This window comes from Clostridium sp. ETTB3 (genome assembly GCF_053571985.1).
In genome coordinates this window covers 220,882-245,708 of record NZ_CP199832.1, presented here as the reverse complement: position 1 = coordinate 245,708, position 24,827 = coordinate 220,882, and the positions used below count along the sequence as shown (strand labels likewise).

Below are 24,827 nucleotides of genomic sequence, written 5' to 3'. Positions count from 1 at the left end.
AAAATATGGGGATGTCGCATTAAGAATAAATACCACAATATATTGTATTAATTTTTATTTTTTAAAACAATATATTGTGTATAAAAGTTTTAGTGCGACAGCCCCATAAAATTAATTGTTTATTATGCAGAGCAACTTTCACATTCTTCAATTTCTAATGATTTAGATCTTACATAATAAATAGATTTCACTCCACACTTACATGCAGATATATATAAATTCATTATTTGTCTCATTGTATATTCTGTCGTTATATATAAATTAAATGATTGTCCTTGGTCTATATGTCTTTGTCTTATACCATTTATTTTTACACAAAGTTGTTGATTTGCATTATATGCTGAATTATAATACCAAAAATTATCCCAGCTTAAATTTGGAGCAGTTTTAGGAACTATGCTCCCCTTCTTTTCCTCTAACCAAAATCTTGCCATAACAGGATCCACCCCTTCTGATGTTCCTGCAATTGTAGCTGTAGAACCATTTGGTGCAACAGCAAAAAGGTATCCATTTCTTAATCCATATTTTTTAACATCATCTTTTAATTTATTCCATTTTTCTGAAGTATAATTTCTTAAATCAAAATAATTTCCATTATGCCAATCTGAACCTTCAAAACAAGAATATTTACCTTTTTCTTTTGCAATTTTCATACTTGCATTAATTGCATAGTAATTAATCTTTTCATATACCTCATCTGTAAATTCTAAATGTTTTTCCTCATTCCAATGAATTTTATTGTTTGCAAGCATATGATGATAACCACTTGTTCCTAATCCAATTGCTCTATATTTTTTGTTTGTAACTTCTGCAAATGGAACTGAATAATAATTTAGGTCTATTACATTATCCATGGCTCTTATTTGAGTTTCTACAACATACTCTATTTCTTTATCATTATTTACATTAACATTTCCTAATACTATTGATGAAAGATTACAAACTACAAAATCTCCTGCTTTAGTTTTTTCAACTATAATACTATCTCCATTTTCATTTATCACTTCTGTAGTTTGAATATCCATAGGGCTCATATTTTGCATTATTTCTGTGCATAAATTTGAAGAATAAATCATTCCTACATGCTTATTAGGATTCATTTTATTTGCTGTATCTCTATAAAAAGCAAATGGTGTTCCTGTTTCTGCTACACTTTTAATAATTAATCTTACAATGTCTTTAACAGACATTATTCTTTTATCTATTCTTTCATCATTTACACAATCATAATATCTTTTTTCCCATTCTTCCCCATAAAAATCTTCTAATGAATATCCCTTAACATTTTTAATTTCATGTGGACACATCATATACCAATTTGCATCTATATCTTCTTCTGCTAATCTCCAAAATAAATCTGGATAACATAATCCTGGGAAGACATCATGTGCTTTTTTTCTATCATCACCATTATTAGTTCTTAATTGTAGAAACTCTGGAACTTCTTTGTGCCATGCATCAAGCCATATTGCTACTGAACCATTTCTTACTCCAAGCTGATCAACTGCAACAGCAGTATCATTAAATAATTTTATCCATGGAATAACTCCACCTGATGCCCCTTTAAATCCTCTTATTGTAGAACCTATTGCTCTTATTTTCCCTATATAAATTCCCATTCCTCCACCAAATTTTGATACTTCTGCAAAGTTATCTAATGATTTATATATTCCTTTTAAGCTATCTTCTACTGTATCAATAAAACATGAACTTAGCTGATAAAATGGTTTTCTGGCATTTGACATAGTAGGTGTTGCCATAGTTGCTTTAAGTGAACTTAAAACATCATAAAACTTTTTTGCCCACATTAATCTATTTTGCTTTTCTTCTGGAATTGCTAAATGCATTGCTATTCCCATAAACATTTGTTGTGGGAGTTCAAGAGGTTTTCTATTATAATCTTGAATAAGATATCTTTTTGTTAATAAATCTATTCCACTATATGTAAATATAAAATCTCTTTCTGGTTTTATTTCTTTTTCTAATTCTTCAATTTCTTCTTTAGTATAATTTTCTAATATGTATTTTCCATATAAATTTTTATTTGTCATTTCACAAATAAATTCATAGTAATTGCTATATGGTATTTCTTCTATTTTTTTATTTCTATTTATTTTTACTTCATCATATAATCTTTCTACATATAATTTTGATGCAACATATTGCCACTTTGGCTCCTGTTCTGTAGTTAATTCTAGTGCCACTTGAATTACAGAACTTCTAATTTCCTCTTCACTCATTGAATTTCTTATTATGTTTTTGCAACCATCTATTAATTTTTCTTTTACATAAATTTCTTCATTATTATCTATTCTACTAATTGCTTTTTCACAAATGCCTTCTAAATTAACCACTTTTACTCCTCCACTATATATAGTATATTTTGCACTTTTTCACACAATATATCGTTCATTATATTTATATTTTTAACTATTGTAAAATAACTTATAAACCAAAAACTAAAAAGAAAATAATTATCTTTTTAATTTCTTTCATTTTCTTTAATAATCTATTATTATTATTATTATTATTTAATAGTAATTATTATTCTAACTTTTTTATATTCAATCTTATTATGTTACATAATTTTAAAATAAATTACTTAACATAGTTAAATTTTTAATATATAATTTGTATGGAACTATTAATATATTTATAGGAGTACTTTATGAAATATTTAATTAAAAGCAAAAATTTTTATGTTGATATTTTAGTAATTATAATAGGAAGTTTTATTTCATCTTTAGGAGTTAATTTATTCTTATCTAATGCTAAATTATTAAGTGGTGGTGTTACAGGTATAGCACTTATTTTACAATACTTATGGGAAGTTCCCTCTGGAATTACAGTGTTTTTATTAAACATTCCATTGTTTTTTGTAAGTTATAAATATTTAAATAAACGTTTTACAATTTATACTGCTATAGGAATGCTTTCTTTTTCAACTGCACTTATGATAACTAAACCTTTATCTACATTAGTTCAAGTTGATGATATGCTTTTATATTGTATTTATGGTGGTGTATTAAGTGGAATTGGATCTGGATTAATATTTTATAGAAATGGTTCTACTGGTGGTACTGATATAATTACTATGGTTATTAGAAAAAAATATTCTAATTTTGATATAGGTCAAGTTGGATTTGCATTTAATTTAATTATAGTAACTGTATCAATATTTATTTTTGGATTACCTAGAGCATTATACACATTAATTTCTATGTTTATTACTAGCACTATTTTAGATAAAGTCTTAAATGGTTTTACTAGTAAAAAACTTCTGCTTATATTAACTGAAAAAGAAGATGATATTATTAATTATGTAATAAAGGATATGAATCGTGGTATTACTGCTCTTATGGCTGAAGGCGGATATACTAGAGATAAAAAAAGACTATTATATGTGGCAGTCACAACTTCTCAAATGATTAGCTTAAAAACTAAAATTTTAAGAGTTGACCCTAAAGCTTTTATTACAATAATAGATGTTTCTGAAGTTAAAGGAAAAGGGTTTGTTACTCTATAGTTAATTTATTATATTAAAAAACGATTATTTCTTTCATAAGAGATAATCGTTTTTTATTTAATTAATGCATATTTTAGGCTTTAATGCTATCTAAATAAGCTCTCTTTCCTATTTCATATAAATTATTACCATTTGTATCTATTATTACAACTAAAGGCATATCTTTTACCTCAAGCTTTCTTATTGCTTCTGCACCTAAGTCATCATAAGCAATTATCTTTGATGATTTTATACATTTACTTATTAATGCTCCAGCTCCTCCAATTGCTCCAAAGTAAATAGAATTGTTTCTTTTTATTGCATTTATTACTTCTTCATTTCTTGCACCTTTTCCTATCATGCCTTTTAATCCTAAATCTAAAAGTTCAGGTGTATAGCCATCCATTCTATAACTTGTTGTTGGCCCTGCAGCCCCTATAACTTCACCTTGCTTTTCTGGTGTAGGTCCTACATAATATATAATTTCTCCCTTAATATTTAAAGGCAATTCTTTACCTTCTTTTAATAGGTTTATTAGTCTTTCATGAGCAGCATCCCTAGCTGTATATATTGTTCCTGATAATAATATGCTATCACCAGCTTTTAATTTTTTAGTTATATCTTCATTTAAAGGAGTATGTATCTTCCTCATAATATTTAACCTCCTATAACTCTCTTTCCTTATGCCTTGTTGCATGACAATTAATATTAACTGCAACAGGCAACCCAGCAATGTGTGTTGGATATGTTTCTATATTTAATCCTATTGCTGTAGTTTTTCCTCCAAATCCCTGTGGTCCTATTCCAAGATTATTTATATCTTCTAAAAGCTCTTTTTCTAAATTACTATAAAATTCATCTTTATTTCTTACATTTAAAGGTCTTATTAATGCTTTTTTAGATAAATATGCTGCTTTATCAAATGTACCTCCTATTCCAACTCCAATTACTATTGGTGGACATGGATTAGGCCCTGCAAGTTTTATTGTTTCAATTATAAAATCTTTAACCCCCTGTAACCCATCTGAAGGCTTAAGCATTTTTATTCTACTCATATTTTCTGAACCAAAGCCTTTTGGTGCAACAGTTATTTTTATCTTATCTCCTGGAACAATATCATAATAAATAATAGCAGGCGTATTATCTTTAGTATTTATTCTATTAATAGGATCTTTAACTACTGATTTTCTTAAAAATCCTTCATCATAGCCTCTTCTAACTCCTTCATTAATAGCATCTTCTAATAATCCTCCAATAATATGTACATCTTGTCCAATTTCTAAAAATACACATGCCATTCCTGTATCTTGGCATATAGGTTTATTTTCATTTTTAGCTATATCAGAATTTAATATTATTTGTTCTAATATATTTTCTGCTAATGGCCATGTTTCACTTTTTTTTGCATGATATAATGTATTTCTTACATCATCTGATAAATAATAATTTGCTTCAACACAAAGTTCTTTTACTGCTTCTATTATTTTAGATATATGTATTTCTCTCATTTAATATCCTCCCCTTTCATATATAAATAGTTTATTATTTACTGTAGAATTTTACAACCAAAATTAAAAGTTCTCTTATTTAATTATATTTAAAATATAAAATAGGAGTTATAAGTTTATTACTATTAATTAACTTATAACTCCCATTTTTCCAAAAAAATTATTAATCCTTTTTATTTTCAATATTATTTTCAAAATATCTATCTATGCCTTTAGATATTCCTTCTACTATCAAATTTTGATGTTCATCAGTTTTTAACTTTGCTTCTTCATTTGGATTTGATAAAAATCCACATTCAACTAATATTGATGCCCCTTCATATTTATCTCTTAATATTAAATAAGCTTCTGCTGCTGGTTTTGCAACTCTTTTATTATTATCATTAACGCTTTCTTTAATAGCATCTTGAACACTTGTAGCTAATTTATTGCTATTTTCATTTGAAGCATACCAAACTTGTGCCCCATAACATTTACTTTGTGGAAACATATTTTGATGTATTGAAACAAATATATCACAATTAGTTTCTGTTTTTAAATCTACTCTCTTTTTTAAATCTTCCCTCTTTTTTTCTTTTACAGTTTTACCTTGTTTATAAAGCCCTTCATCACATTCCCTAGTCATATAAACCTTATAACCTTTATCTTCTAAGTTTTCTTTAAGCTTTATTGCTATTTGTAAGTTAATATCTTTTTCAATTGTTCCATTTTTTGATTTTGCACCACCATCAATTCCTCCATGTCCTGGGTCAATTAAAATAATTTTTTCAGATTTATCTTCATTTATAACTGCACAAACTGGAGTAACAAAATTAATAATCATTAAGAAGACAAAAATAGCAACAATACTTTTTTTCATATTATATCCTCCAAAAATTTAATCTTATCTTTATTTTGTTTATTTTTATAAGAATTATACAAAATAAAAAGGAGTGAAAATTCGCTCCTTTTTATTAATTATTTTCAATTACACTTTCAGCAATATTAGTTGAATGATCTCCTATTCTTTCTAAATTACTTAATAAATCTAGGAATATTGCACCTGCATATGCACTACAAGTTCCTTCATGTAATCTCTTTATGTGTAAATCTCTATATTTCTTATGCATCTTATCTATTTCAGATTCAACACTATTTATTTTTTTTGCCTTTTCTTTATCTCTATCAGAATAGCTTTCTATTGATATATCTAATGCCTTTAATGTAGCTTTATACATATTTGTTATTTCAGAAATTGCTTCTTCACTATAACTTAATTTTTTATTTATTTTTTGAATAGTTAAATCTGCTAAGTTTTCTGCATGATCTCCTATTCTTTCAATATCATTAACTACATGGAAAGTTGCAGCAACTATATTTTTTTCCTTATCTGATAACTCACATTTAGAAAGCTTAACTAAATAATTTGTTATGCATTCTTCAAGATTATTTATTATTTGTTCGTTTTCATATACTTTTTCAGCTAATTTTTCATCATTTTTCATAAATGCATCCATAGCTAATTCTAAGCTTAATTTTGATTTATTAGACATTCTTATAGTTTCCTTAAGAACTTGCCCTGCAGCTATTACAGGTGTTTCTAATAACCTATCATCTATATACTTAGGTCCTACTTTTTCGTCATCTTCACCAGGTATTAATTTTTCAACAATCTTACATAGTATAGGTATTAATGGAACCATTATTATTGTATTAATTACATTAAATATTGTATGCGCATTTGCAATTTGTCTATTTACATCACTAGAAAAATATGAAACAAATCTACCTAAAAATCCTGGAACTATTATTGGTAAAAATATTATAGTTCCAACTACATTAAATATTAAATGTAACATAGCAGCTCTATGAGCAGTCTTATTAGTACCAACGGTTGCAAGCATTGCTGTTATACAAGTACCAATATTACATCCCATTATTATAGGAAGTGCTTCATTGATATTTAATGCTCCTGCAGTTGCTAATGCTACAAGTATCCCTGTAGTTGCTGATGAACTTTGAAGAACCGCTGTTATTAAAGCCCCTGCAATTAATCCTAAGTACCAATGTGATCCTACTGTTGTAAGTATATCTTGGAATATTGGAGATGATGTTAATGGTTTCATAGCTTCGCTCATAGTTCCCATTCCAACAAATAAAATACCAAAACCAAGTATTATATTTCCAATTTCCCTTCTCCTTTTTCCTTTAACAAACATTACCATCATGGCACCAACAAACACAAAAATTGGAGCAATATCATCTAACTTAAATGCAACTAATTGTGCTGTTACAGTTGTTCCAACATTTGCCCCCATAATAATTCCAGCAGCTTGAGCTAAATTCATTAATCCTGCATTAACAAATCCAACTACCATTACAGTTGTAGCACTACTACTTTGAATAACCATAGTTACTACAGCACCAACTATTACTCCAATTAAAGGATTCTTTGTTACTTTTTCAAGTATCTTTTTTAATCCTTCTCCAGCAGCATTTTCAAGTCCATCTCCCATTAGCTTCATACCATAGATAAATAAACCCAATCCACCTAATAATTTAACAATTGTTAATATTGTATCCAAGATAAATTCTCCTTTACTCTTGTATATTTTATTTATGTTAAAAATTATTTCATCCAGTTAAGTTTACAATAAAAATTAACATTTGTTAATAGATTTCAACATTTTTTAACATAGATTTAATATTGGAATTTTTAATTTTATGGTACTTCAATATTAAAATAAAAAAAAGAGAGGTATAAAAACCTCTCGTAAAAAATACTATCTCTTAGAGAATTGTGGTGCTCTTCTAGCTTTCTTAAGACCGTATTTCTTTCTTTCCTTCATTCTTGGGTCTCTTGTTACGAAACCAGCTTTCTTTAATTCAGATTTTAAGTTTTCGTCTGATTTAATTAAAGCTCTTGTAATTCCGTGTCTGATAGCTCCAGCTTGACCTGTGAATCCACCACCGTGAACATTAACTAATACGTCAAATTTATCCTTTGATCCAGTTAAAACTAATGGTTGATTAACTATCATTCTTAAAGTTTCTAAACCGAAGTAAGTTTCGATTTCTCTGTTATTTATAACAACTTTCCCATTTCCTGGTACAAGTCTAACTCTTGCAACTGATTTTTTTCTTCTTCCAGTACCCATGTATTGAACTTTTGCCATTTTTTATTCCTCCTCCCGAGATTGTATTAGTACTTTAATTCAAGTACTTCTGGTTTTTGAGCTGCATGTTCATGCTCAGAACCTTTGTATACTTTTAACTTTTTAAGCATTTGTCTACCTAATACTCCTGATGGAAGCATTCTTCTAACTGCTTCTTCGAAAGCAAATTCTGGCTTCTTAGCAAGAACTTCTCTATAAGGAATTTCTTTTAATCCACCAACGTATCCGCTGTGCTTTCTTAACATTTTTTGATCTAACTTCTTACCAGTTAAAACAACCTTTTCTGCATTGATAACTATTACGAAATCTCCGCAATCAACATTTGGTGTAAATGTTGGCTTATGTTTACCTCTTAATATTGTAGCAACTTGGCTAGCAACTCTTCCTAGTGGCTTTCCAGCAGCGTCAACAACATACCATTTTTTTTCAACTTCTTGTGCTTTTGCAATGTATGATTTCATGTTATTTCCCTCCCTGAACTTACATTTATCGTTATACCTTAATTATGTATAACATTTATGTCAAGACCTCTGCACACGTGGTCTCACGTACATAAATTATTCTAACAAACAAAATAAATTATAATACACGCATACGGGTGTGTCAACATTTTTATTAAAAATTTTTAATAATAAACTTCTTTTAAAAATAAACCATATGGTGGTACGCAATCCCCTGCTAAAGACCTATCTTTCTTGTTTATTATTTCTAATATTGACGTAGCATCAGTTTTTCCTCGTCCAACATTAATTAAGGTTCCAACTATTATTCTAACCATATTATATAAAAATCCATCACCACTTACCGAAATTTTTATAATATTTTTTTCTTTTTCTACTTTTACGTCAAATATAGTTCTAATTGTTCCCTTAACAGAACTTCCTTGAGTCTTAAATGCTGCAAAATCATGCGTTCCAATAAATTGTTTAGCTGCTATTTTCATTGCTTCTACATCTAAATCATATTTATAATGATACATTTGGTTCCTCATTAAAGCAGAAGGAACATCTGAATTTAATATGTAATATTCATATGTTTTTCCCTTTGCATAATATCTTGCATGAAATTCTTCATCAACTTGTTCTGATTTAGTTATAACTATATCATTTGGTAATTTAACATTTAGTGCCTCTCTAAATTTATTAGGAGGCACCTTACTATTTGTTTTAAAATTAGCAACAAATCCTCTTGCATGAACACCAGCATCAGTTCTTGAACTTCCTATAACTTCACAATGTTCTTTAGTAACAAGCTCAATAGCCTCTTCTATTTCACCTTGTATAGTTTTAAATCCTTTTTGCTTTTGCCATCCATAATAATTTGTGCCATCATATTCTAAGGTCAATTTAATATTATTCAACATATCACCTTTTCAATTTAATTTATTAGATTGCAAATCTTATTATTAATGTACTTGCTAATAATAATGCAAACACTCCAAATGCTATAAAATCTTTAGAGGTAAACTTTAAAACTTTCATTCTAGTTCTTCCAGCTCCCCCTCTATAACATCTTGCTTCCATTGCCATAGCAAGTTCATCCGCTCTTCTAAATGAACTAATAAATAAAGGCACCAAAAGTGGAATTAAGTTTTTTGCTTTTTTAACTAATCCGCCACTTTCAAAATCTGCTCCTCTAGCTTTTTGAGCCTTCATAATTTTATCTGTTTCATCAATAAGTGTTGGTATAAACCTTAATGCAATAGTCATCATCATAGCTAATTCATGTGCTATTTCTTTACCAATTGGTCTTAATAATCTTTCTATACCATCTGTTAATTCTATTGGAGATGTAGTTAATGTTAAAACTGATGTCCCCATAATAAGAAGTATTAATCTTATTGCCATAAATAATGCAGTTTTAATACCTGATTCATAAATTTTGATAAACCCAAGTTGGAAAAGCAACCTTCCCTCTCTAAGCATAAAAATATTTAAAATTGCTGTTAATGCTATTAATAAAAATACAGGTTTTAATCCCTTATATAAATATCTTGGAGATATTTTAGCTACATATACAACTAATGCTAAAAAAGCAACTACAAAAATATAACCAACAAATTTATCTACAATAAATAAACTTATAATAAATAAAAATGTAATTAATATCTTAGTTCTAGGATCTAGTTTATGTATAAAAGATTCACCTGGTATATATTGACCTATAGTTATATCTTTAATCATTTTAACTTCTCTCTTTCTTTTATTTTGATAACACTTTTAAAATTGCTTCTGTTCCCTTTTCTACTGTAAATATTTCATCAGAAACATTAAATCCTCTTTCTCTTAATACCCTCATTAAATATGTTACTTGTGGAACAGCAAGACCTATTTTTTCTAATGTTTCTACTTCCTTAAATACTTCTGATGGTTTTCCTAAAAGTTCTACTTTTCCCTTATTCATAACTACAATTCTTTGTGCAAGTTTTCCAACATCCTCCATACTATGACTTACTAAAACAATAGTCATTTTATATTTTTCATGAAGTAGTTTTATTTGTTCTAAAATATCATCTCTTCCCTTAGGATCTAACCCTGCTGTTGGCTCATCAAGAATTAAAACTTTAGGTTCCATTGCAATTACCCCAGCTATAGCAACTCTTCTTTTTTGTCCTCCACTTAAATCAAATGGTGAAACATCTTTATAAGTTTCATAGTCTAATCCAACCATTTCCATAGATTTTTTAACTCTTCTAGAAACTTCTTCTGAAGATAATCCTAAATTATTAGGTCCAAAAGCTATATCTTTTTCAATTGTTTCTTCAAAAAGTTGATATTCTGGATATTGAAATACTAAACCTATCTTTTTTCTGATTTCAGTAAGTTTAGCTTCTTTATTTGTTATATCAATATCATCAACTAATATTCTTCCTGAAGTAGGTTCTAATAAACCATTTAAATGTTGAATAAGGGTTGATTTACCTGAACCAGTATGACCTATTAAAGCTAAAAACTCTCCATCTTCAATTAGTAAATTAACATTATCTAATGCTTTCTTTTCAAATGGGCTCTTAGGCATATATACATGTGTTAAATTTTCTATTTTAATTGACATAACGCATTCACCATCTCATTCACATTTAAAATTTTAGTATCTATATTTATTCCTGCTTTTTTCAATTCATAACATATTTCTGTAACTTGTGGAACATCTAATCCTATTTTTTTCATAGTTTCTACTTCTGAAAATATATCACGTGGAATTCCTTCCATAATTACCTTTCCTTTATCCATAACTACAACTCTATCAGCTTGAGCTGCTTCGTCCATATAGTGAGTAATTAAAATAACAGTTATTCCATGCTTTTTATTTAACTCTTTAATATTTTCCATTACTTCTCTTCTACCTGAAGGATCAAGCATTGCTGTAGGCTCATCAAAGATAATACATTTAGGCTGTATAGCTAATATACCTGCAATAGCAACTCTTTGTTTTTGCCCTCCTGATAATAAATGAGGAGCATGCTTCTTATATTCACTCATTCCAACTTTTTCAAGGGCATCATAAACTCTTTTTCTTATTTCCTCTGGTGGAACGCCTAAATTTTCTGGTCCAAAGGCAACATCTTCTTCAACAATAGTTGCTACTAATTGATTATCTGGATTTTGAAATACCATACCTGCAGTTGCTCTTATATCCCATACATTATTTTCATCACTTGTATCTAAACCATTTACTATAACAGTTCCTTCAGTTGGAACTAATAATGCATTCATATGTTTTGCAACAGTAGATTTTCCTGAACCATTATGTCCTAAAACAACTAAAAATTCACCTTCATTAACTTCTAAATTTAATCCATCTATAGCTAACTTTTCTATTTCTTCTCCTGTAGAATATTTAAAAACTACATTTTTACATTCTATCATCTTATTCAATCAATATCCCTCCTTTTAAAATTTTTATATATGACTAAATTATATAAATTCCATATAAATTTCCATAATTTAATTATATATAAGCTTTTACTAATTACAAGTATTTCAATTAATATGTTATATTTATTATATTGTGATAAAAATAAATACTTAATTAATATTTTTTTATATGAAAAATGGGGATTAAGTAAAACTTAATCCCCAGGGTGAAATAATTATACTAATTCAAGTATAACAACTTCAGCTCCATCTCCTCTTCTAGGACCTTTTTTGATCATTCTAGTGTATCCGCCGTTTCTTTCAGCGTACTTTGGAGCGATTTCATCAAATAATGTTTTAACAACATCTTCTTCTAAAACGTAAGCTAAAACTTGTCTTCTAGCATGAAGATCTCCTCTTTTTGCAAGAGTGATCATCTTTTCAGCTATAGATCTAGCTTCTTTAGCTCTTGTTTCAGTAGTTTCAATTCTACCATGCTTTAAGAAGCTAGTAACAAGACTTCTTAACATAGCTCTTCTTTGGTCTGTAGAAAGACCTAACTTACGATAACCTGCCATGGATTTACCTCCCTACTCGTCGCTTAGTTTTAAGGCTAAACCTAATTCCTTAAGCTTTCTTTCAACTTCTTCTAAAGATTTCTTTCCTAGATTTCTTACTTTCATCATGTCATCCATTGATTTACCAGCAAGTTCTTGTACTGTATTGATACCAGCTCTCTTTAAGCAGTTATAAGATCTAACTGAAAGATCTAGTTCTTCAACAGTCATTTCTAGTACTTTTTCTTTCTTATCTTCTTCTTTTTCAATCATTATTTCAACATCATTAGTTGCAACACCTAATGACATGAATAACTTAAAGTGCTCTATTAAAATTTTAGCTGATAAGCTTATAGCTTCATCTATTTTAATAGTACCATTAGTCCAAATTTCTAGTGTTAATTTATCATAATCAGTGATTTGACCAACTCTAGTATTATCAACTGTAAAGTTTACTCTCTTAACAGGAGTATAAATAGAGTCTATAGCTATTGCTGAAAGTGGTAGTGCATCACTCTTATTTTTATTTTGAGTAACATATCCTCTACCTCTGTTAACTGTTAATTCCATATACAGTCTTCCGTTTTCATCAAGAGTAGCAATGTGTAAATCTTTGTTGATTACTTCAACACTTCCATCAGTCTTGATATCTGCACCTGTAACAACTCCTGGTCCTTTAGCATCTATATAAATAGTTTGTGGACCTTCGCCTTCCATTGTTAATGCTAAACTTTTGATATTAAGAATTAATTCTGTAACATCTTCTTTAACACCTTGTACAGTAGAGAATTCATGAAGTACTCCATCAATCTTAATTGATGTAGTAGCTACACCTGGAAGAGAAGATAAAAGAATTCTTCTCATTGCATTTCCAAGTGTAATACCATATCCTCTTTCTAATGGTTCAACTACATATTTACCATATGTACCGTCTTCATTTGATTCTATACATTCAATTATTGGCTTTTCTATTTCTAACATGTATAAACCCTCCTTATATATAAAATGGCAACCTTTTTATGAGGGCAACTGATTCCATTAAATAATTTAAATTAATATCTTAATATAAAATTATATTAATTTATTATTTGCTGTATAATTCGACAATTAGAGTTTCGTTAACTGGTACGTCAATGTCCTCTCTAGCTGGTACAGCAACAACTTTACCTTCATAGTTTTCAACGTTAGCTTCTAACCATTTTGGTAATGTCTTTGGATTTTCAGCAAAAGTCTTGAACTTTTCTGATCCTCTGCTCTTTTCACAAACAGATATTACATCGTTAACTGATACTTTGTATGATGGAATATCAACTTTCTTACCATTTACTAAGAAATGTCCATGAGTAACTAATTGTCTAGCTTCGTTTCTTGAAGCACCGTATCCTAATCTGTAAACAACGTTATCTAATCTCATTTCTAGTAACATTAATAAGTTTTCACCAGTGATTCCCTTCATGTGGTCAGCCTTTTCATAGTAATGTCTGAATTGACCTTCTAAAACACCGTATATTCTTCTAGCTTTTTGCTTTTCTCTTAATTGTACTCCGTAGTTAGATAACTTCTTCTTAGCTGCTCCGTGTTGTCCTGGTGCATAGCTTCTTCTTACGAAAGCACATTTATCTGTATAACATCTATCTCCCTTAAGGAATAGCTTTTGACCTTCTCTTCTACATAATCTACATGTAGCTCCAGTATATCTTGCCATTCGTTACACCTCCTGTTGAATTTAAATATAATTAGACTCTTCTTCTCTTCGGTGGTCTACATCCGTTGTGTGGAATTGGAGTAACATCTTTAATTAAAGTTACTTCTAATCCTGCAGCTTGTAATGATCTTATAGCTGCTTCTCTACCAGCACCTGGCCCTTTAACGTATACTTCTATACTCTTTAAACCGTGTTCCATAGCTGCTTTAGCTGCAGTTTCCGCTGCCATTTGAGATGCAAATGGTGTGCTCTTTCTTGAACCTCTGAAACCTAAAGCTCCAGCACTTGACCATGATAAAGCATTTCCAGCCGCATCAGTTAAAGTAACTATTGAGTTATTGAAAGTTGATTGGATGTGTGCAGCACCATGCTCAACGTTCTTTCTTTCTTTTCTTCTTCTAGTAGTCTTTTTGACTTTTTGAGCCATCGAAATCCCTCCTCACTACTTCTTCTTATTTGCGATAGTCTTCTTAGGACCTTTTCTAGTTCTAGCGTTAGTCTTAGTCTTTTGTCCTCTAACTGGAAGACCTTTTCTATGTCTAATACCTCTGTAACAACCTATCTCAACTAATCTCTTAATATTTAAAGCAACATCTCTTCTTAAGTCACCTTCAACCATTAAGTTCTTGTTTACATAGTTTCTGATTTCATTTACTTCGTCCTCAGTAAGATCCTTAATTCTAGTATCTGGGTTAATTCCAGTAGTAGCTAATATCTTTTGAGAAGTAGATAAACCAATTCCGTATATATATGTTAGACCTATCTCAACTCTTTTTTCCTTTGGTAGGTCAACTCCTGCTATTCTTGCCATTTGAACTTACACCTCCTGTTTATTGAAATGCAATTTTTATTTTTGCTTTTGATAAATTTATATTAAAATCTTAGGTCGATAGGTTGTTTTAACCTATCGTCAGCCGTACCTAAAATCAATAAGCTGATTTAAACGCCTATATAATAATATTGAAATTTCAAATAAAAGTCAATATATTAATAATTGCAAATTATTCTGCCTAATATTAAAGTATATTAGCCTTGTTTTTGCTTGTGCTTAGGATTTTCACAGATTACCATTACTTTTCCTTTTCTTCTTATAATCTTGCACTTTTCGCAAATAGGCTTAACTGATGGTCTTACTTTCATCGCTAACCCTCCTTGTGTAATTTATGGTAAATTATTTTCACCTTATTTTGCTCTCCAAGTAATTCTTCCTCTAGTTAGGTCATATGGAGAAAGTTCTATAGTAACCTTATCTCCAGGTAGAATTCTTATGAAGTTCATTCTTAATTTTCCTGATATGTGAGCTAAAATTTTATGACCACTTTCTAACTCAACTTGAAACATTGCATTTGGTAAAGCCTCTAAGACTACACCTTGCATTTCTATTACATCATCTTTTGACATAAGGTAATCAACCCTCCTTAACAATGCCTTTTAGTTTTAGAAATCTCTTAATTTTTAAATCAGTACCTTTTTTCTTTAATATAATTGATGCTTTAATCTCATCATCTACATTTTTTAAAACATTAAAATGTTTTATGCTCTTCTTCTTAGGCATCTGAATTGTCTTATTACTTCCATTACTTAGAAGGTAATAAGTATCATCAACTTTATCAACAATAACGTAATAATGATTCTTATCTCTTCCGCATTTTGAAAGAACAATTTTCCCAATTAAGTCATTGTTTTGCAAATTACTTTCACCTCGATGATTACCTTAGTCATAAATTTACAAGCCACCTTTTGGTATCATGCGAATTTATAACTAAGCAACACTTATTTAATTAGTGTTAATATCTCTGGTCCATCTGGTAAAATTACAACAGTGTTTTCATAGTGAGCCGATAGACTCTTATCTGCTGAGACTACTGTCCAATCATCACCTAAAGTAGCTACTCTATATGTTCCCATATTAACCATAGGTTCTATAGCTAAAGCCATACCAGCAACTAATTTTGGCCCTCGGCCTGGTCTTCCGAAGTTAGGAACTTCTGGATCCTCATGGACACTTTTTCCTATTCCGTGACCTACAAATTCTCTTACAACAGAGAAACCTGAAACCTCAACGTAGCGTTGTATTTCATGTGAAATATCAGTTAGTTTATTTCCTACCTTAGCAAATTCCAAACCTTTAAAAAAAGATTCTTCTGTAACTTTAATAAGCCTTTTTGCTTCTTCTGAAATATTACCTACAGCAAATGTTCTTGCTGCATCACCATGGAAGCCATTAATATTGGCGCCACAGTCAACACTAATAATATCTCCCTCTTTTAATACATACCCTCCTGGTATTCCATGAACTACTTGCTCATTAACAGATATACATAGTGAAGCAGGAAATCCATAGAGCCCTTTAAATGAAGGTTTCGCCCCATGCTTAGTTATAAATTCTTCTGCTATCCTATCTAATTCAGCAGTAGTTATTCCTGGTCTAACCTCTTTTTCAACTAATAGAAGAGTTTCAGCTACGATTCTACCAGCAATCCTCATTAGGTCGATTTCTTTATCATTCTTGATAATAATCATTAGTTTGCACTCCCTAAAATGTTGCAAATGCTTTCGAATACTTCATTAATAGCTTTTGTTCCATCTACAGTAGAAAGTAAGTTTTTCTCTTTATAAAAATCAATCAGTGGTTGTGTTTGTCTTTCATAGACATCTAATCTCTCTTTTACTGTTTCTTCAACATCATCTTTTCTTTGGATGACATTGTCACCACAAACATCGCAAACACCTTCAACAGATGGTGGATTGAATTTTACATGATAACTAGCTCCACATGATAAACAAACTCTTCTTCCTGTCATTCTTTCAAGAATGAAACTGCTAGGTACTTCGATACATAAAGCTGTATCTAAGTTTTCATTTCTTGATACTAAAAACTCTTGTAGAGCTTCAGCTTGAGCAACAGTTCTTGGGAAACCATCTAATAGATAACCATTTTTACAGTCTTCCCATGTTAATCTGTCTTTAACCATATTGATAGTAACTTCATCTGGTACTAATTGACCATTATCAATATATTGCTTTGCTTGTATTCCTAAAGGGGTTTCTTCTGAAATATTCTTTCTAAAGATATCCCCTGTAGAAATATGTGGTATAGAGTATCTATTACTAATTGATTTTGCCTGTGTTCCTTTTCCAGCCCCAGGAGGACCTAATAATACTATCTTCACGGGCATCATCTCCATTATAAATCTATTTTAAGAATCCTTGATAGTGTCTCATTACTAATTGTGAATCTAGTTGTCTAGAAAAATCTAATCCAACTCCAATTAAAATTAATAATGATGTTCCACCAAATTGAATCCCTGTTAAATCAGTATAATTACTAATTAATATTGGAGTAACAGCTAATAATGCTGCAAATAATCCCCCGATTAAAGATACTCTTGTAAGTACTTTTTCAAAATACTTCTCTGTAGCTTCACCTGGTCTTACACCTGGTACAAAGCCTGCAGACTTATGAAGATTTTCAGCCATTTCATCTGGTTTAAATGTTATTTGAGTATAGAACCAAGTAAAGAATACTGTTAATACTGCATAACAAACAGGATACATCCATGTAGATTTATTAAAAATACTATAAGGACTTGTTAATATCCATTTTGACCATCCCTTAGTTGGGAAAAAATTAGCTATTGTTTCAGGGAACATCATTACAGACATTGCAAATATTATTGCAATAACTGCTGATCCAATTAAACTTAGTGGTATATGAGTAGATTGACCTCTCATAACCTTAGTACCTACAGCCTTACCAGCATATTGGATAGGCACTCTTCTCTCTGCTAATGAGAAGTATATTGTAAATACTAATAGTGCTAAAGTACCAACTAAGAATAATGCTATTTCAATAATAGTAATTTCACCTGCTTCTTTTAATGTAAATAATGACATTAAAGTTGTAGGTAATTGAGATACTATATTGACAAATATTAATATTGAAACTCCGTTTCCAAATCCCTTTTGAGTTATTTGGTCACCAAGCCACATACAGAAAGTAGATCCTACTACTAAAGCAATTAATACTACAACTTTTTGAGCTGAGCTTAATCCTGTAGCTGCACCTTGTGCTGCTATCATAGAGTAAATTCCAATTGCTAATACAAAACCTATTGCTATTGAAGCATATCTTGTAATAGACTGAATTTTATTTCTACCTTCTTCTCCTTCTTTAGATAATTGTTCTAATGAAGGAATTGCAATTGTTAATAACTGTACTATGATTGATGCATTAATATAAGGTGAAACACTTAATGCAAATATACTAAATTTACTTAACGCTCCTCCTGATATTAAATTATAAAAGCCAAGTAACCCACCAGAGTTTGTCATTGAGCTTAAATAACTAGTATCAATTCCAGGAACGGGAATATGTATTCCAATCCTGAAAATTGCTACTAAAAATATCGTCCATAAAAATCTTTTTCTAAGTTCCGGAACCTTCCAGGCATTACGTAGGGTTGATAGCATATTACATCACCTCAACTTTTCCTCCAGCTGCTTCTATCTTTTCAGCTGCTGCCTTAGACATCTTACATCCTTGAACAGTTAAGCTCTTTTCTAATGTTCCGTTTCCTAATATCTTAACTCCATCTTTAACTTTAGATATTACTCTTGTTTCAAGTAATAATTCTGGAGTTACTACTGTGCCGTTTTCAAATATGTTTAATCTATCAACGTTTATAGAAACTATTTGCTTAGCGAAGATATTAGTGAATCCTCTCTTAGGAAGTCTTCTGTATAATGGCATTTGACCACCTTCAAATCCTGGTCTAACTCCACCGCCTGATCTAGCGTTTTGTCCTTTTTCACCTTTACCAGCGTTTCTTCCTAAACCTGAACCAGTACCTCTACCAACTCTCTTAGGAGCTTTTTTACTACCAGCTGCTGGTTTTAACTCATGAAGTTTCATATCTCGTGCACCTCCTCTTTATTATACTTCTTCTACTTTTAATAAGTAGTCAACTTTGTTGATCATACCTCTGATTTGAGGAGTATCCTCATGCTCTACAGTTTTGTTAATCTTTCTTAGACCAAGAGCATTTGCAGTAGCGATATGGTCTTTCTTTCTGCCTATTAAGCTTTTAACTAAAGTAACCTTTATCTTTGCCATTGCGTATACCTCCTAACCTAATATTTCTTCTACTGATTTGCCTCTTAATCTAGCTATTTCTTCAGCTGTTCTTAAGCTTGCTAAACCATTAATTGTAGCATTTACCATGTTTCTTGGATTGTTTGAACCTAAAGACTTAGCTCTAACGTCCTTTAATCCTGCTAATTCTAATACAGCTCTTGCTGGTCCACCAGCGATAACTCCTGTACCTTCTTTAGCTGGCATGATTAAAACTTTACCTGTTCCAAACTTACCATATATTTCATGAGGAACTGTAGTTCCAACTATAGCAACGCTAACCATGTTTTTCTTAGCGTCTTCGATACCTTTTTTAATTGCTTCTGGGATTTCGATTGACTTACCCATTCCTACGCCTACGTGTCCGTTCTCATCACCAACAACAACTAAAGCGCTGAATCTGAAGTTTCTACCACCCTTAACAACCTTAGTAACTCTGTTTATAAAAACAACCTTTTCCTTAAGGTCTAGTGTGCTAGGATCGATTCTCATTGATTTCCCTCCTTGTTTGATTAGAATTTTAAGCCTGCTTCTCTAGCGCTTTCTGCTAATGTTTGAACTCTTCCGTGATATACGTATCCACCTCTATCGAATACAACTTCAGTTATACCTTTATCTAAAGCTCTCTTAGCAACTAGTTCACCAACTAATTTAGCAGCTTCTTTGTTTCCGCCAACTTTTACATCAACTTCTTTATCTAAAGTAGAAGCAGATGCTAAAGTAACAGCATTTATATCATCAATAATTTGAGCATATATGTTTTTTTCACTTCTATAAACTGAAAGTCTTGGTCTTTCAGGAGTACCAGAAACTTTCTTACGTACTCTAAGGTGACGCTTTGCTCTACTTGCTTTTTTGTCTGCCTTCTTGAACATAAGGTTCAACTCCTTCCTAATTATTTCTTACCAGTTTTACCTTCTTTACGTCTGATAACTTCGCCTTCGAATTTAATTCCTTTACCCTTATATGGTTCAGGTTTTCTCCACTTTCTGATATCAGCTGCAGCAGCACCAACTAATTGCTTGTCGATTCCAGATACAACTACTTTTGTAGCTGCTGGAGTTTCGAAAGTAATTCCTTCAGCTGGTTCTATTTCAACTGGATGTGAAAATCCTAAGTTCATTACAAGCTTCTTTCCTTGTAATTGTGCTCTATAACCAACACCGATTAATTCTAGAGTCTTTTGGTATCCCTTTTCAACTCCTATGATCATGTTGTTGATTAATGCTCTAGTTAAACCGTGAAGAGCTCTATGCTCTTTAACGTCACTAGGTCTTGTAACAACAACTTGGTTGTCTTCAACTGCTATATTCATGTCTTTGTCCATAGCCTTAACTAATTGCCCTTTAGGTCCTTTTACAGTAACAACGTTACCTTCAGCAACTGTAACTGTAACACCAGCAGGGATAGCTATTGGTAATCTACCTACTCTTGACATAATCGCACCTCCTGTATTATTTGTTAGATCTATATGTTAAACAACTTAATTTTCAAAATTAGTTACTACCAAACGTAGCAAACAACTTCTCCGCCTAAGCCTAGTTTTCTTGCTTCTCTGTCTACAACTATACCTTTTGAAGTTGAAATTACAGCGATTCCTAATCCATTAAGAACTCTTGGAACTTCATCTTTCTTACAGTATACTCTTAAACCAGGTTTTGATATTCTCTTAATTCCAGTAATAACTCTTTCTTTGTTAGAACCGTATTTAAGAGATAATCTCATCATTGGAACAACACCATCATTGTATTCTTCAATATTCTTGATGTATCCCTCTTGTAATAATATATTTGCAACAGCCTTCTTTACGTTTGAAGAAGGAACTTCTACTACTTCGTGTCTTACAGCATTCGCATTTCTAATACGAGTTAGTAAATCTGCGATAGGATCTGTCATAACCATTTAATTTGCCTCCTTTCAGTCGTTAGGTTTACCAGCTTGCCTTCTTACAACCAGGAATTTCACCCTTGTAAGCAAGTTCTCTAAAGCATATACGGCAAATACCAAACTTTCTTAATACTGCATGTGGTCTTCCACATATTCTGCATCTTGTATAAGCTCTTGTTTTATATTTAGGAGCTTTGCTCCACTTTTCAATAATAGCTTTACGTGCCACAGTTTTCCCTCCTTATTATTGAGCGAATGGCATTCCAAGGAATCTTAATAATTCTCTTGCTTCTTCGTCAGTCTTTGCAGTTGTAACGAAGATAATATCCATTCCTCTAACCTTATCGATCTTATCGTATTCTATTTCTGGGAATATTAATTGTTCTTTAATTCCTAAAGAATAATTTCCTCTTCCATCAAATGCTCTGTCAGAAACCCCTCTAAAGTCTCTAACTCTTGGAAGAGCAATTGACATTAGTTTATCAGCAAACTCAAACATCTTTGCTCCTCTTAATGTAACTTTACATCCTAATGCCATGTTTTCTCTAATCTTAAAGTTAGCAACAGATTTCTTTGCTCTTGTTAAGATTGGTTTTTGTCCTGAGATAAGTTGTAAATCAGCAACCGCAGATTCTAAAACCTTTTGGTTATCTTTAGCTTCTCCAACTCCCATATTTATAACAATTTTTTCAAGCTTTGGAACTTCCATGATGTTTTTGTATCCGAACTTTTCTGTCATAGCTTGAATTACTTCATTTGTATACTTCTCTTGAAGTCTTGGTGTCATAATTAGTACCTCCTTTCAGATTTTAGAATGTTTCTCCACACTTCTTACAAACTCTAACCTTAGTACCATCTTCTAAGATTTTATTGCTAATTCTTGTAGCATTTTTGCATTTTGTGCAGTATAACATAACTTTTGAGCTGTAGATAGCTCCTTCTTTTTCTATTATTCCGCCTTGAGCATTAGCTCTAGATGGTTTTTGGTGTTTCTTAACTATGTTAACTCCTTGAACAAGAACTCTTCCTGTTTTTGGATATACTTTTAAAACTTCACCAGTCTTTCCAGCATCTTTACCAGAAACAACTACTACTGTGTCGTTCTTTTTAACGTGTAACTTCAAATTAGCCACCTCCTCTATTATAGAACTTCTGGTGCTAATGATAATATTTTATTAAATTCTTTATCTCTTAGCTCCCTAGCAACAGGTCCGAAGATACGAGTTCCTCTTGGTTGCTTATCATCTTTTATTATAACAGCAGCGTTCTCATCAAATTTGATGTATGAACCGTCAGCTCTTCTTAATCCTCTTACTGATCTAACAATAACAGCTTTTACAACGTCACCTTTTTTAACAACTCCGCCTGGTGTTGCACTTTTAACGCTAGCTACTATTATATCTCCAATGTTACCGAACTTTCTCTTTGATCCGCCTAAAACTCTAATACACATGATTTCTTTAGCACCTGAGTTATCAGCTACCTTTAATAAGGTTTGTTGTTGTATCATTGAAATTTACCCTCCTTTCAGTCTTAAAAAGCTTATTTAGCTCTTTCAACTATTTCAACAAGTCTCCATCTCTTATCTTTAGATAATGGTCTAGTTTCCATTATTAATACTCTATCATTCATGTTAGCTTCATTGTTTTCATCATGAGCTTTGAATTTAGTAGTTCTATTCATAGTTTTTCCGTATAGTGGATGTCTTACCTTAGTTTCAACAGCAACTACGATAGTCTTATCCATTTTATCAGAAACAACTCTACCGATTTTCTTCTTTCTTAATCCTCTTTCCATTAGGGGCTACCTCCTTCCAGATTTACTGTTCAAATGCCCTGATCTCTTCTTCTCTAATGATGGTTTTGATTTGGGCTATAGATTTCTTTACTTCTCTTATTCTCATAGGATTTTCTAATTGTCCTGTAGCTAATTGGAATCTTAAGTTGAATAACTCAGCTTTTAATTCTCCTAATTTAGCAACTAAATCTTGAGGATTATTTGCTCTTAAATCTTTTAATTCTCTAGCCTTCATTATTCTTCACCACCCATTTCCTCAAAATCTCTTCTTGTAACGAATTTACACTTTACAGGAAGTTTGTGTGATGCAAGTCTCATTGCTTCTCTTGCAACTTCTTCGTTAACTCCTGATAATTCGAATAATACTCTACCAGGTTTAACTACAGCTACCCAATATTCTGGTGAACCTTTACCAGAACCCATTCTTGTTTCAGCTGGTTTCTCAGTAACTGGCTTATCTGGGAATACTTTTATCCAAAGTTTTCCTCCTCTTCTAATGTATCTGTTAATTGCTATTCTGGCAGATTCTATTTGGTTACTTGTTATCCATCCACAAGTTTGCGCTTGGATACCAAAATCTCCGTATGCAAGGAAATTACCTCTAGTAGCTTTTCCTTTCATTCTACCACGTTGTACCTTACGATGCTTAACTCTTTTAGGCATTAACATGATTATATTCCTCCTTTCTTACGCGTTAACTTCTTCCTTCTTTTCAACTTTTTTAGTTGGAAGAACTTCTCCATTATAAACCCAAACTTTAACTCCGATTTTACCGTATGTTGTATCTGCTTCTGCAAATCCATAATCAATATCAGCTCTTAATGTTTGTAGTGGAATTGTTCCTTCATGATATTGTTCAGTTCTAGCGATTTCAGCTCCACCTAATCTTCCTGAACAAGCTGTTTTAACACCCTTAGCTCCTAATTTCATAGCTCTTTGAATGCTTTGTTTCATAGCTCTTCTGAAAGAAACTCTCTTTTCTAATTGAGCAGCAATGTTTTCAGCGATTAATTGTGCATCAGCTTCAGCATTCTTAACTTCAACTATGTTTATTAAAAGATTCTTTCCGTTTGTTAATTTAGTAACCTTAGCTTTTAAAGCTTCGATTCCTGCACCACCTTTACCGATAACAACACCTGGTTTAGCAGTATATATATTTAACTTAACTCTTTTAGCTGATCTTTCGATTTCAATCTTAGATATACCAGCTGAGAAAAGTTCCTTCTTTACGAATTCTCTTATTTTGTTGTCTTCTATTAAGTTGTCAGCAAATGTTCTCTTATCAGCGTACCATTTTGCGTCCCAACCTTTAATAACTCCAACTCTAAGTCCGTGAGGATGTACTTTTTGACCCACTTGTTTTTCCCTCCTTCTTACTAAGCTCTTTCTTTAACTACTACTGTTATATGACTTGTTCTTTTGTTGATTCTGAACGCTTTTCCGTGGTCCATTGGTCTGAATCTCTTTAAAGTTGGACCAGCACCTACGAATGTTTCAGCAACATATAAGTTTTCAACATTTAAGTCATGATTGTTCTCTGCATTTGCAACAGCTGATTTTAAAACTTTGTTTATAACAACTGCAGCATCTTTTGGAGTGTATTGTAATATAGCGAAAGCCTCGTTAACATTTTTTCCTCTTATTAAATCAAGAACAACTCCTACTTTCATTGGAGACATTCTCACATATTTAGCTATAGCTCTAGCTTCCATTGATGTTCCT

At 31.2% G+C, this 24,827-nt stretch carries 38 protein-coding genes; 1 reads left to right on the top strand and 37 read right to left on the bottom strand.

Annotated elements, in window-relative coordinates; all coding sequences use genetic code 11:
• Positions 1–122 precede the first annotated feature (122 nt).
• Complete coding sequence (locus ACUN06_RS01260; protein ID WP_412655380.1) at positions 123–2,294, bottom strand: ribonucleoside-diphosphate reductase subunit alpha; 2,172 nt, start codon at positions 2,292–2,294, stop codon at positions 123–125.
• A 374-nt stretch (positions 2,295–2,668) separates the two neighbouring features.
• On the opposite strand from ACUN06_RS01260, the gene ACUN06_RS01255 reads away from it, so the two are divergent.
• Positions 2,669–3,526 (top strand): YitT family protein, encoded by an 858-nt coding sequence (locus ACUN06_RS01255; RefSeq protein WP_294126487.1) that lies wholly within the window; start codon positions 2,669–2,671, stop codon positions 3,524–3,526.
• A gap of 73 nt (positions 3,527–3,599) precedes the next feature.
• Here the strand turns inward: ACUN06_RS01255 and ACUN06_RS01250 are convergent, their stop codons facing one another.
• The 36 genes from ACUN06_RS01250 to rplV form a co-directional block, all read right to left on the bottom strand.
• Positions 3,600–4,157, bottom strand: a complete 558-nt coding sequence (locus ACUN06_RS01250) for a Fe-S-containing hydro-lyase (protein ID WP_412875214.1) — start codon at positions 4,155–4,157, stop codon at positions 3,600–3,602.
• A gap of 13 nt (positions 4,158–4,170) precedes the next feature.
• Positions 4,171–5,013 carry a fumarate hydratase gene (locus ACUN06_RS01245; RefSeq protein WP_291732212.1) on the bottom strand — a complete coding sequence of 281 codons (843 nt, stop codon included), beginning with the start codon at positions 5,011–5,013 and terminating at the stop codon, positions 4,171–4,173.
• Between the two features lie 163 nt (positions 5,014–5,176).
• The gene (gene cwlD, locus ACUN06_RS01240) at positions 5,177–5,872 is read right to left on the bottom strand and encodes an N-acetylmuramoyl-L-alanine amidase CwlD (protein WP_294369299.1); all 696 of its coding nucleotides are present in this window, start codon (positions 5,870–5,872) and stop codon (positions 5,177–5,179) included.
• A gap of 94 nt (positions 5,873–5,966) precedes the next feature.
• Positions 5,967–7,577, bottom strand: a complete 1,611-nt coding sequence (locus tag ACUN06_RS01235) for a Na/Pi cotransporter family protein (protein ID WP_302739958.1) — start codon at positions 7,575–7,577, stop codon at positions 5,967–5,969.
• A gap of 198 nt (positions 7,578–7,775) precedes the next feature.
• Positions 7,776–8,168: a 30S ribosomal protein S9 gene (gene rpsI, locus ACUN06_RS01230; protein ID WP_291732215.1), complete on the bottom strand. Its 393-nt coding sequence runs from the start codon at positions 8,166–8,168 to the stop codon at positions 7,776–7,778.
• Between the two features lie 26 nt (positions 8,169–8,194).
• Positions 8,195–8,629 carry a 50S ribosomal protein L13 gene (gene rplM / locus ACUN06_RS01225; protein ID WP_291732217.1) on the bottom strand — a complete coding sequence of 145 codons (435 nt, stop codon included), beginning with the start codon at positions 8,627–8,629 and terminating at the stop codon, positions 8,195–8,197.
• A gap of 164 nt (positions 8,630–8,793) precedes the next feature.
• A complete protein-coding gene (truA, locus tag ACUN06_RS01220; protein ID WP_291732219.1) occupies positions 8,794–9,528 on the bottom strand; it encodes a tRNA pseudouridine(38-40) synthase TruA in 735 nt (244 codons plus the stop codon).
• 25 nt (positions 9,529–9,553) lie between these two features.
• Positions 9,554–10,351, bottom strand: coding sequence for an energy-coupling factor transporter transmembrane component T family protein (locus ACUN06_RS01215; RefSeq protein WP_291732220.1), 798 nt, complete (start codon positions 10,349–10,351; stop codon positions 9,554–9,556).
• 19 nt (positions 10,352–10,370) lie between these two features.
• The gene (locus ACUN06_RS01210) at positions 10,371–11,222 is read right to left on the bottom strand and encodes an energy-coupling factor transporter ATPase (RefSeq protein ID WP_291732221.1); all 852 of its coding nucleotides are present in this window, start codon (positions 11,220–11,222) and stop codon (positions 10,371–10,373) included.
• Positions 11,207–12,037 carry an energy-coupling factor transporter ATPase gene (locus ACUN06_RS01205; RefSeq protein ID WP_294126621.1) on the bottom strand — a complete coding sequence of 277 codons (831 nt, stop codon included), beginning with the start codon at positions 12,035–12,037 and terminating at the stop codon, positions 11,207–11,209. Before ACUN06_RS01205 ends, ACUN06_RS01210 begins: the two co-directional genes overlap by 16 nt.
• A 224-nt stretch (positions 12,038–12,261) precedes the next feature.
• On the bottom strand, positions 12,262–12,603 hold the full coding sequence (rplQ, locus tag ACUN06_RS01200) for a 50S ribosomal protein L17 (RefSeq protein WP_042401475.1): 342 nt from the start codon (positions 12,601–12,603) through the stop codon (positions 12,262–12,264).
• A gap of 12 nt (positions 12,604–12,615) precedes the next feature.
• A complete protein-coding gene (locus ACUN06_RS01195) occupies positions 12,616–13,563 on the bottom strand; it encodes a DNA-directed RNA polymerase subunit alpha (protein WP_291732222.1) in 948 nt (315 codons plus the stop codon).
• Positions 13,564–13,666: 103 nt separating this feature from the next.
• Positions 13,667–14,287: a 30S ribosomal protein S4 gene (rpsD, locus tag ACUN06_RS01190; protein ID WP_291732223.1), complete on the bottom strand. Its 621-nt coding sequence runs from the start codon at positions 14,285–14,287 to the stop codon at positions 13,667–13,669.
• A gap of 31 nt (positions 14,288–14,318) precedes the next feature.
• On the bottom strand, positions 14,319–14,714 hold the full coding sequence (gene rpsK / locus ACUN06_RS01185) for a 30S ribosomal protein S11 (protein ID WP_005212098.1): 396 nt from the start codon (positions 14,712–14,714) through the stop codon (positions 14,319–14,321).
• A 15-nt stretch (positions 14,715–14,729) separates the two neighbouring features.
• Positions 14,730–15,098, bottom strand: coding sequence for a 30S ribosomal protein S13 (gene rpsM / locus ACUN06_RS01180; protein ID WP_291732224.1), 369 nt, complete (start codon positions 15,096–15,098; stop codon positions 14,730–14,732).
• Between the two features lie 215 nt (positions 15,099–15,313).
• The gene (rpmJ, locus tag ACUN06_RS01175) at positions 15,314–15,427 is read right to left on the bottom strand and encodes a 50S ribosomal protein L36 (RefSeq protein ID WP_016205879.1); all 114 of its coding nucleotides are present in this window, start codon (positions 15,425–15,427) and stop codon (positions 15,314–15,316) included.
• Between the two features lie 42 nt (positions 15,428–15,469).
• On the bottom strand, positions 15,470–15,688 hold the full coding sequence (gene infA, locus ACUN06_RS01170; RefSeq protein ID WP_005212092.1) for a translation initiation factor IF-1: 219 nt from the start codon (positions 15,686–15,688) through the stop codon (positions 15,470–15,472).
• Positions 15,689–15,695: 7 nt separating this feature from the next.
• Positions 15,696–15,977 (bottom strand): KOW domain-containing RNA-binding protein, encoded by a 282-nt coding sequence (locus ACUN06_RS01165; protein ID WP_291732225.1) that lies wholly within the window; start codon positions 15,975–15,977, stop codon positions 15,696–15,698.
• Between the two features lie 83 nt (positions 15,978–16,060).
• Positions 16,061–16,810: a type I methionyl aminopeptidase gene (gene map / locus ACUN06_RS01160; protein WP_291732226.1), complete on the bottom strand. Its 750-nt coding sequence runs from the start codon at positions 16,808–16,810 to the stop codon at positions 16,061–16,063.
• A complete protein-coding gene (locus tag ACUN06_RS01155) occupies positions 16,810–17,460 on the bottom strand; it encodes an adenylate kinase (RefSeq protein WP_291732227.1) in 651 nt (216 codons plus the stop codon). Before ACUN06_RS01155 ends, map begins: the two co-directional genes overlap by 1 nt.
• A gap of 22 nt (positions 17,461–17,482) precedes the next feature.
• Positions 17,483–18,760, bottom strand: coding sequence for a preprotein translocase subunit SecY (secY, locus tag ACUN06_RS01150; RefSeq protein WP_294126559.1), 1,278 nt, complete (start codon positions 18,758–18,760; stop codon positions 17,483–17,485).
• A 1-nt stretch (position 18,761) separates the two neighbouring features.
• On the bottom strand, positions 18,762–19,202 hold the full coding sequence (rplO, locus tag ACUN06_RS01145) for a 50S ribosomal protein L15 (protein ID WP_042401505.1): 441 nt from the start codon (positions 19,200–19,202) through the stop codon (positions 18,762–18,764).
• Between the two features lie 21 nt (positions 19,203–19,223).
• On the bottom strand, positions 19,224–19,403 hold the full coding sequence (rpmD, locus tag ACUN06_RS01140) for a 50S ribosomal protein L30 (protein ID WP_005212077.1): 180 nt from the start codon (positions 19,401–19,403) through the stop codon (positions 19,224–19,226).
• Between the two features lie 12 nt (positions 19,404–19,415).
• Positions 19,416–19,913: a 30S ribosomal protein S5 gene (gene rpsE, locus ACUN06_RS01135; protein WP_291732229.1), complete on the bottom strand. Its 498-nt coding sequence runs from the start codon at positions 19,911–19,913 to the stop codon at positions 19,416–19,418.
• 20 nt (positions 19,914–19,933) lie between these two features.
• The gene (gene rplR, locus ACUN06_RS01130; RefSeq protein ID WP_291732230.1) at positions 19,934–20,296 is read right to left on the bottom strand and encodes a 50S ribosomal protein L18; all 363 of its coding nucleotides are present in this window, start codon (positions 20,294–20,296) and stop codon (positions 19,934–19,936) included.
• A gap of 20 nt (positions 20,297–20,316) precedes the next feature.
• Complete coding sequence (rplF, locus tag ACUN06_RS01125) at positions 20,317–20,859, bottom strand: 50S ribosomal protein L6 (protein WP_291732231.1); 543 nt, start codon at positions 20,857–20,859, stop codon at positions 20,317–20,319.
• Between the two features lie 65 nt (positions 20,860–20,924).
• On the bottom strand, positions 20,925–21,323 hold the full coding sequence (gene rpsH, locus ACUN06_RS01120; protein WP_005212071.1) for a 30S ribosomal protein S8: 399 nt from the start codon (positions 21,321–21,323) through the stop codon (positions 20,925–20,927).
• A gap of 28 nt (positions 21,324–21,351) precedes the next feature.
• A complete protein-coding gene (locus ACUN06_RS01115; RefSeq protein ID WP_005212070.1) occupies positions 21,352–21,537 on the bottom strand; it encodes a type Z 30S ribosomal protein S14 in 186 nt (61 codons plus the stop codon).
• 15 nt (positions 21,538–21,552) lie between these two features.
• Positions 21,553–22,095, bottom strand: coding sequence for a 50S ribosomal protein L5 (gene rplE / locus ACUN06_RS01110; RefSeq protein ID WP_133016285.1), 543 nt, complete (start codon positions 22,093–22,095; stop codon positions 21,553–21,555).
• A gap of 22 nt (positions 22,096–22,117) precedes the next feature.
• Entirely contained in the window at positions 22,118–22,432 is a 315-nt protein-coding gene (gene rplX / locus ACUN06_RS01105; RefSeq protein WP_294126572.1) for a 50S ribosomal protein L24, read from the bottom strand.
• A 17-nt stretch (positions 22,433–22,449) separates the two neighbouring features.
• The gene (rplN, locus tag ACUN06_RS01100) at positions 22,450–22,818 is read right to left on the bottom strand and encodes a 50S ribosomal protein L14 (RefSeq protein ID WP_021876949.1); all 369 of its coding nucleotides are present in this window, start codon (positions 22,816–22,818) and stop codon (positions 22,450–22,452) included.
• 32 nt (positions 22,819–22,850) lie between these two features.
• A complete protein-coding gene (gene rpsQ, locus ACUN06_RS01095) occupies positions 22,851–23,105 on the bottom strand; it encodes a 30S ribosomal protein S17 (protein WP_005212062.1) in 255 nt (84 codons plus the stop codon).
• A 22-nt stretch (positions 23,106–23,127) separates the two neighbouring features.
• Positions 23,128–23,340 carry a 50S ribosomal protein L29 gene (gene rpmC, locus ACUN06_RS01090; RefSeq protein ID WP_005212060.1) on the bottom strand — a complete coding sequence of 71 codons (213 nt, stop codon included), beginning with the start codon at positions 23,338–23,340 and terminating at the stop codon, positions 23,128–23,130.
• On the bottom strand, positions 23,340–23,774 hold the full coding sequence (gene rplP, locus ACUN06_RS01085; RefSeq protein WP_040419026.1) for a 50S ribosomal protein L16: 435 nt from the start codon (positions 23,772–23,774) through the stop codon (positions 23,340–23,342). Before rplP ends, rpmC begins: the two co-directional genes overlap by 1 nt.
• Before the next feature lie 18 nt (positions 23,775–23,792).
• Positions 23,793–24,461: a 30S ribosomal protein S3 gene (gene rpsC, locus ACUN06_RS01080; protein ID WP_291732233.1), complete on the bottom strand. Its 669-nt coding sequence runs from the start codon at positions 24,459–24,461 to the stop codon at positions 23,793–23,795.
• A gap of 20 nt (positions 24,462–24,481) precedes the next feature.
• The gene (rplV, locus tag ACUN06_RS01075; RefSeq protein ID WP_005212053.1) at positions 24,482–24,817 is read right to left on the bottom strand and encodes a 50S ribosomal protein L22; all 336 of its coding nucleotides are present in this window, start codon (positions 24,815–24,817) and stop codon (positions 24,482–24,484) included.
• Between the last annotated feature and the right edge of the window lie 10 nt (positions 24,818–24,827).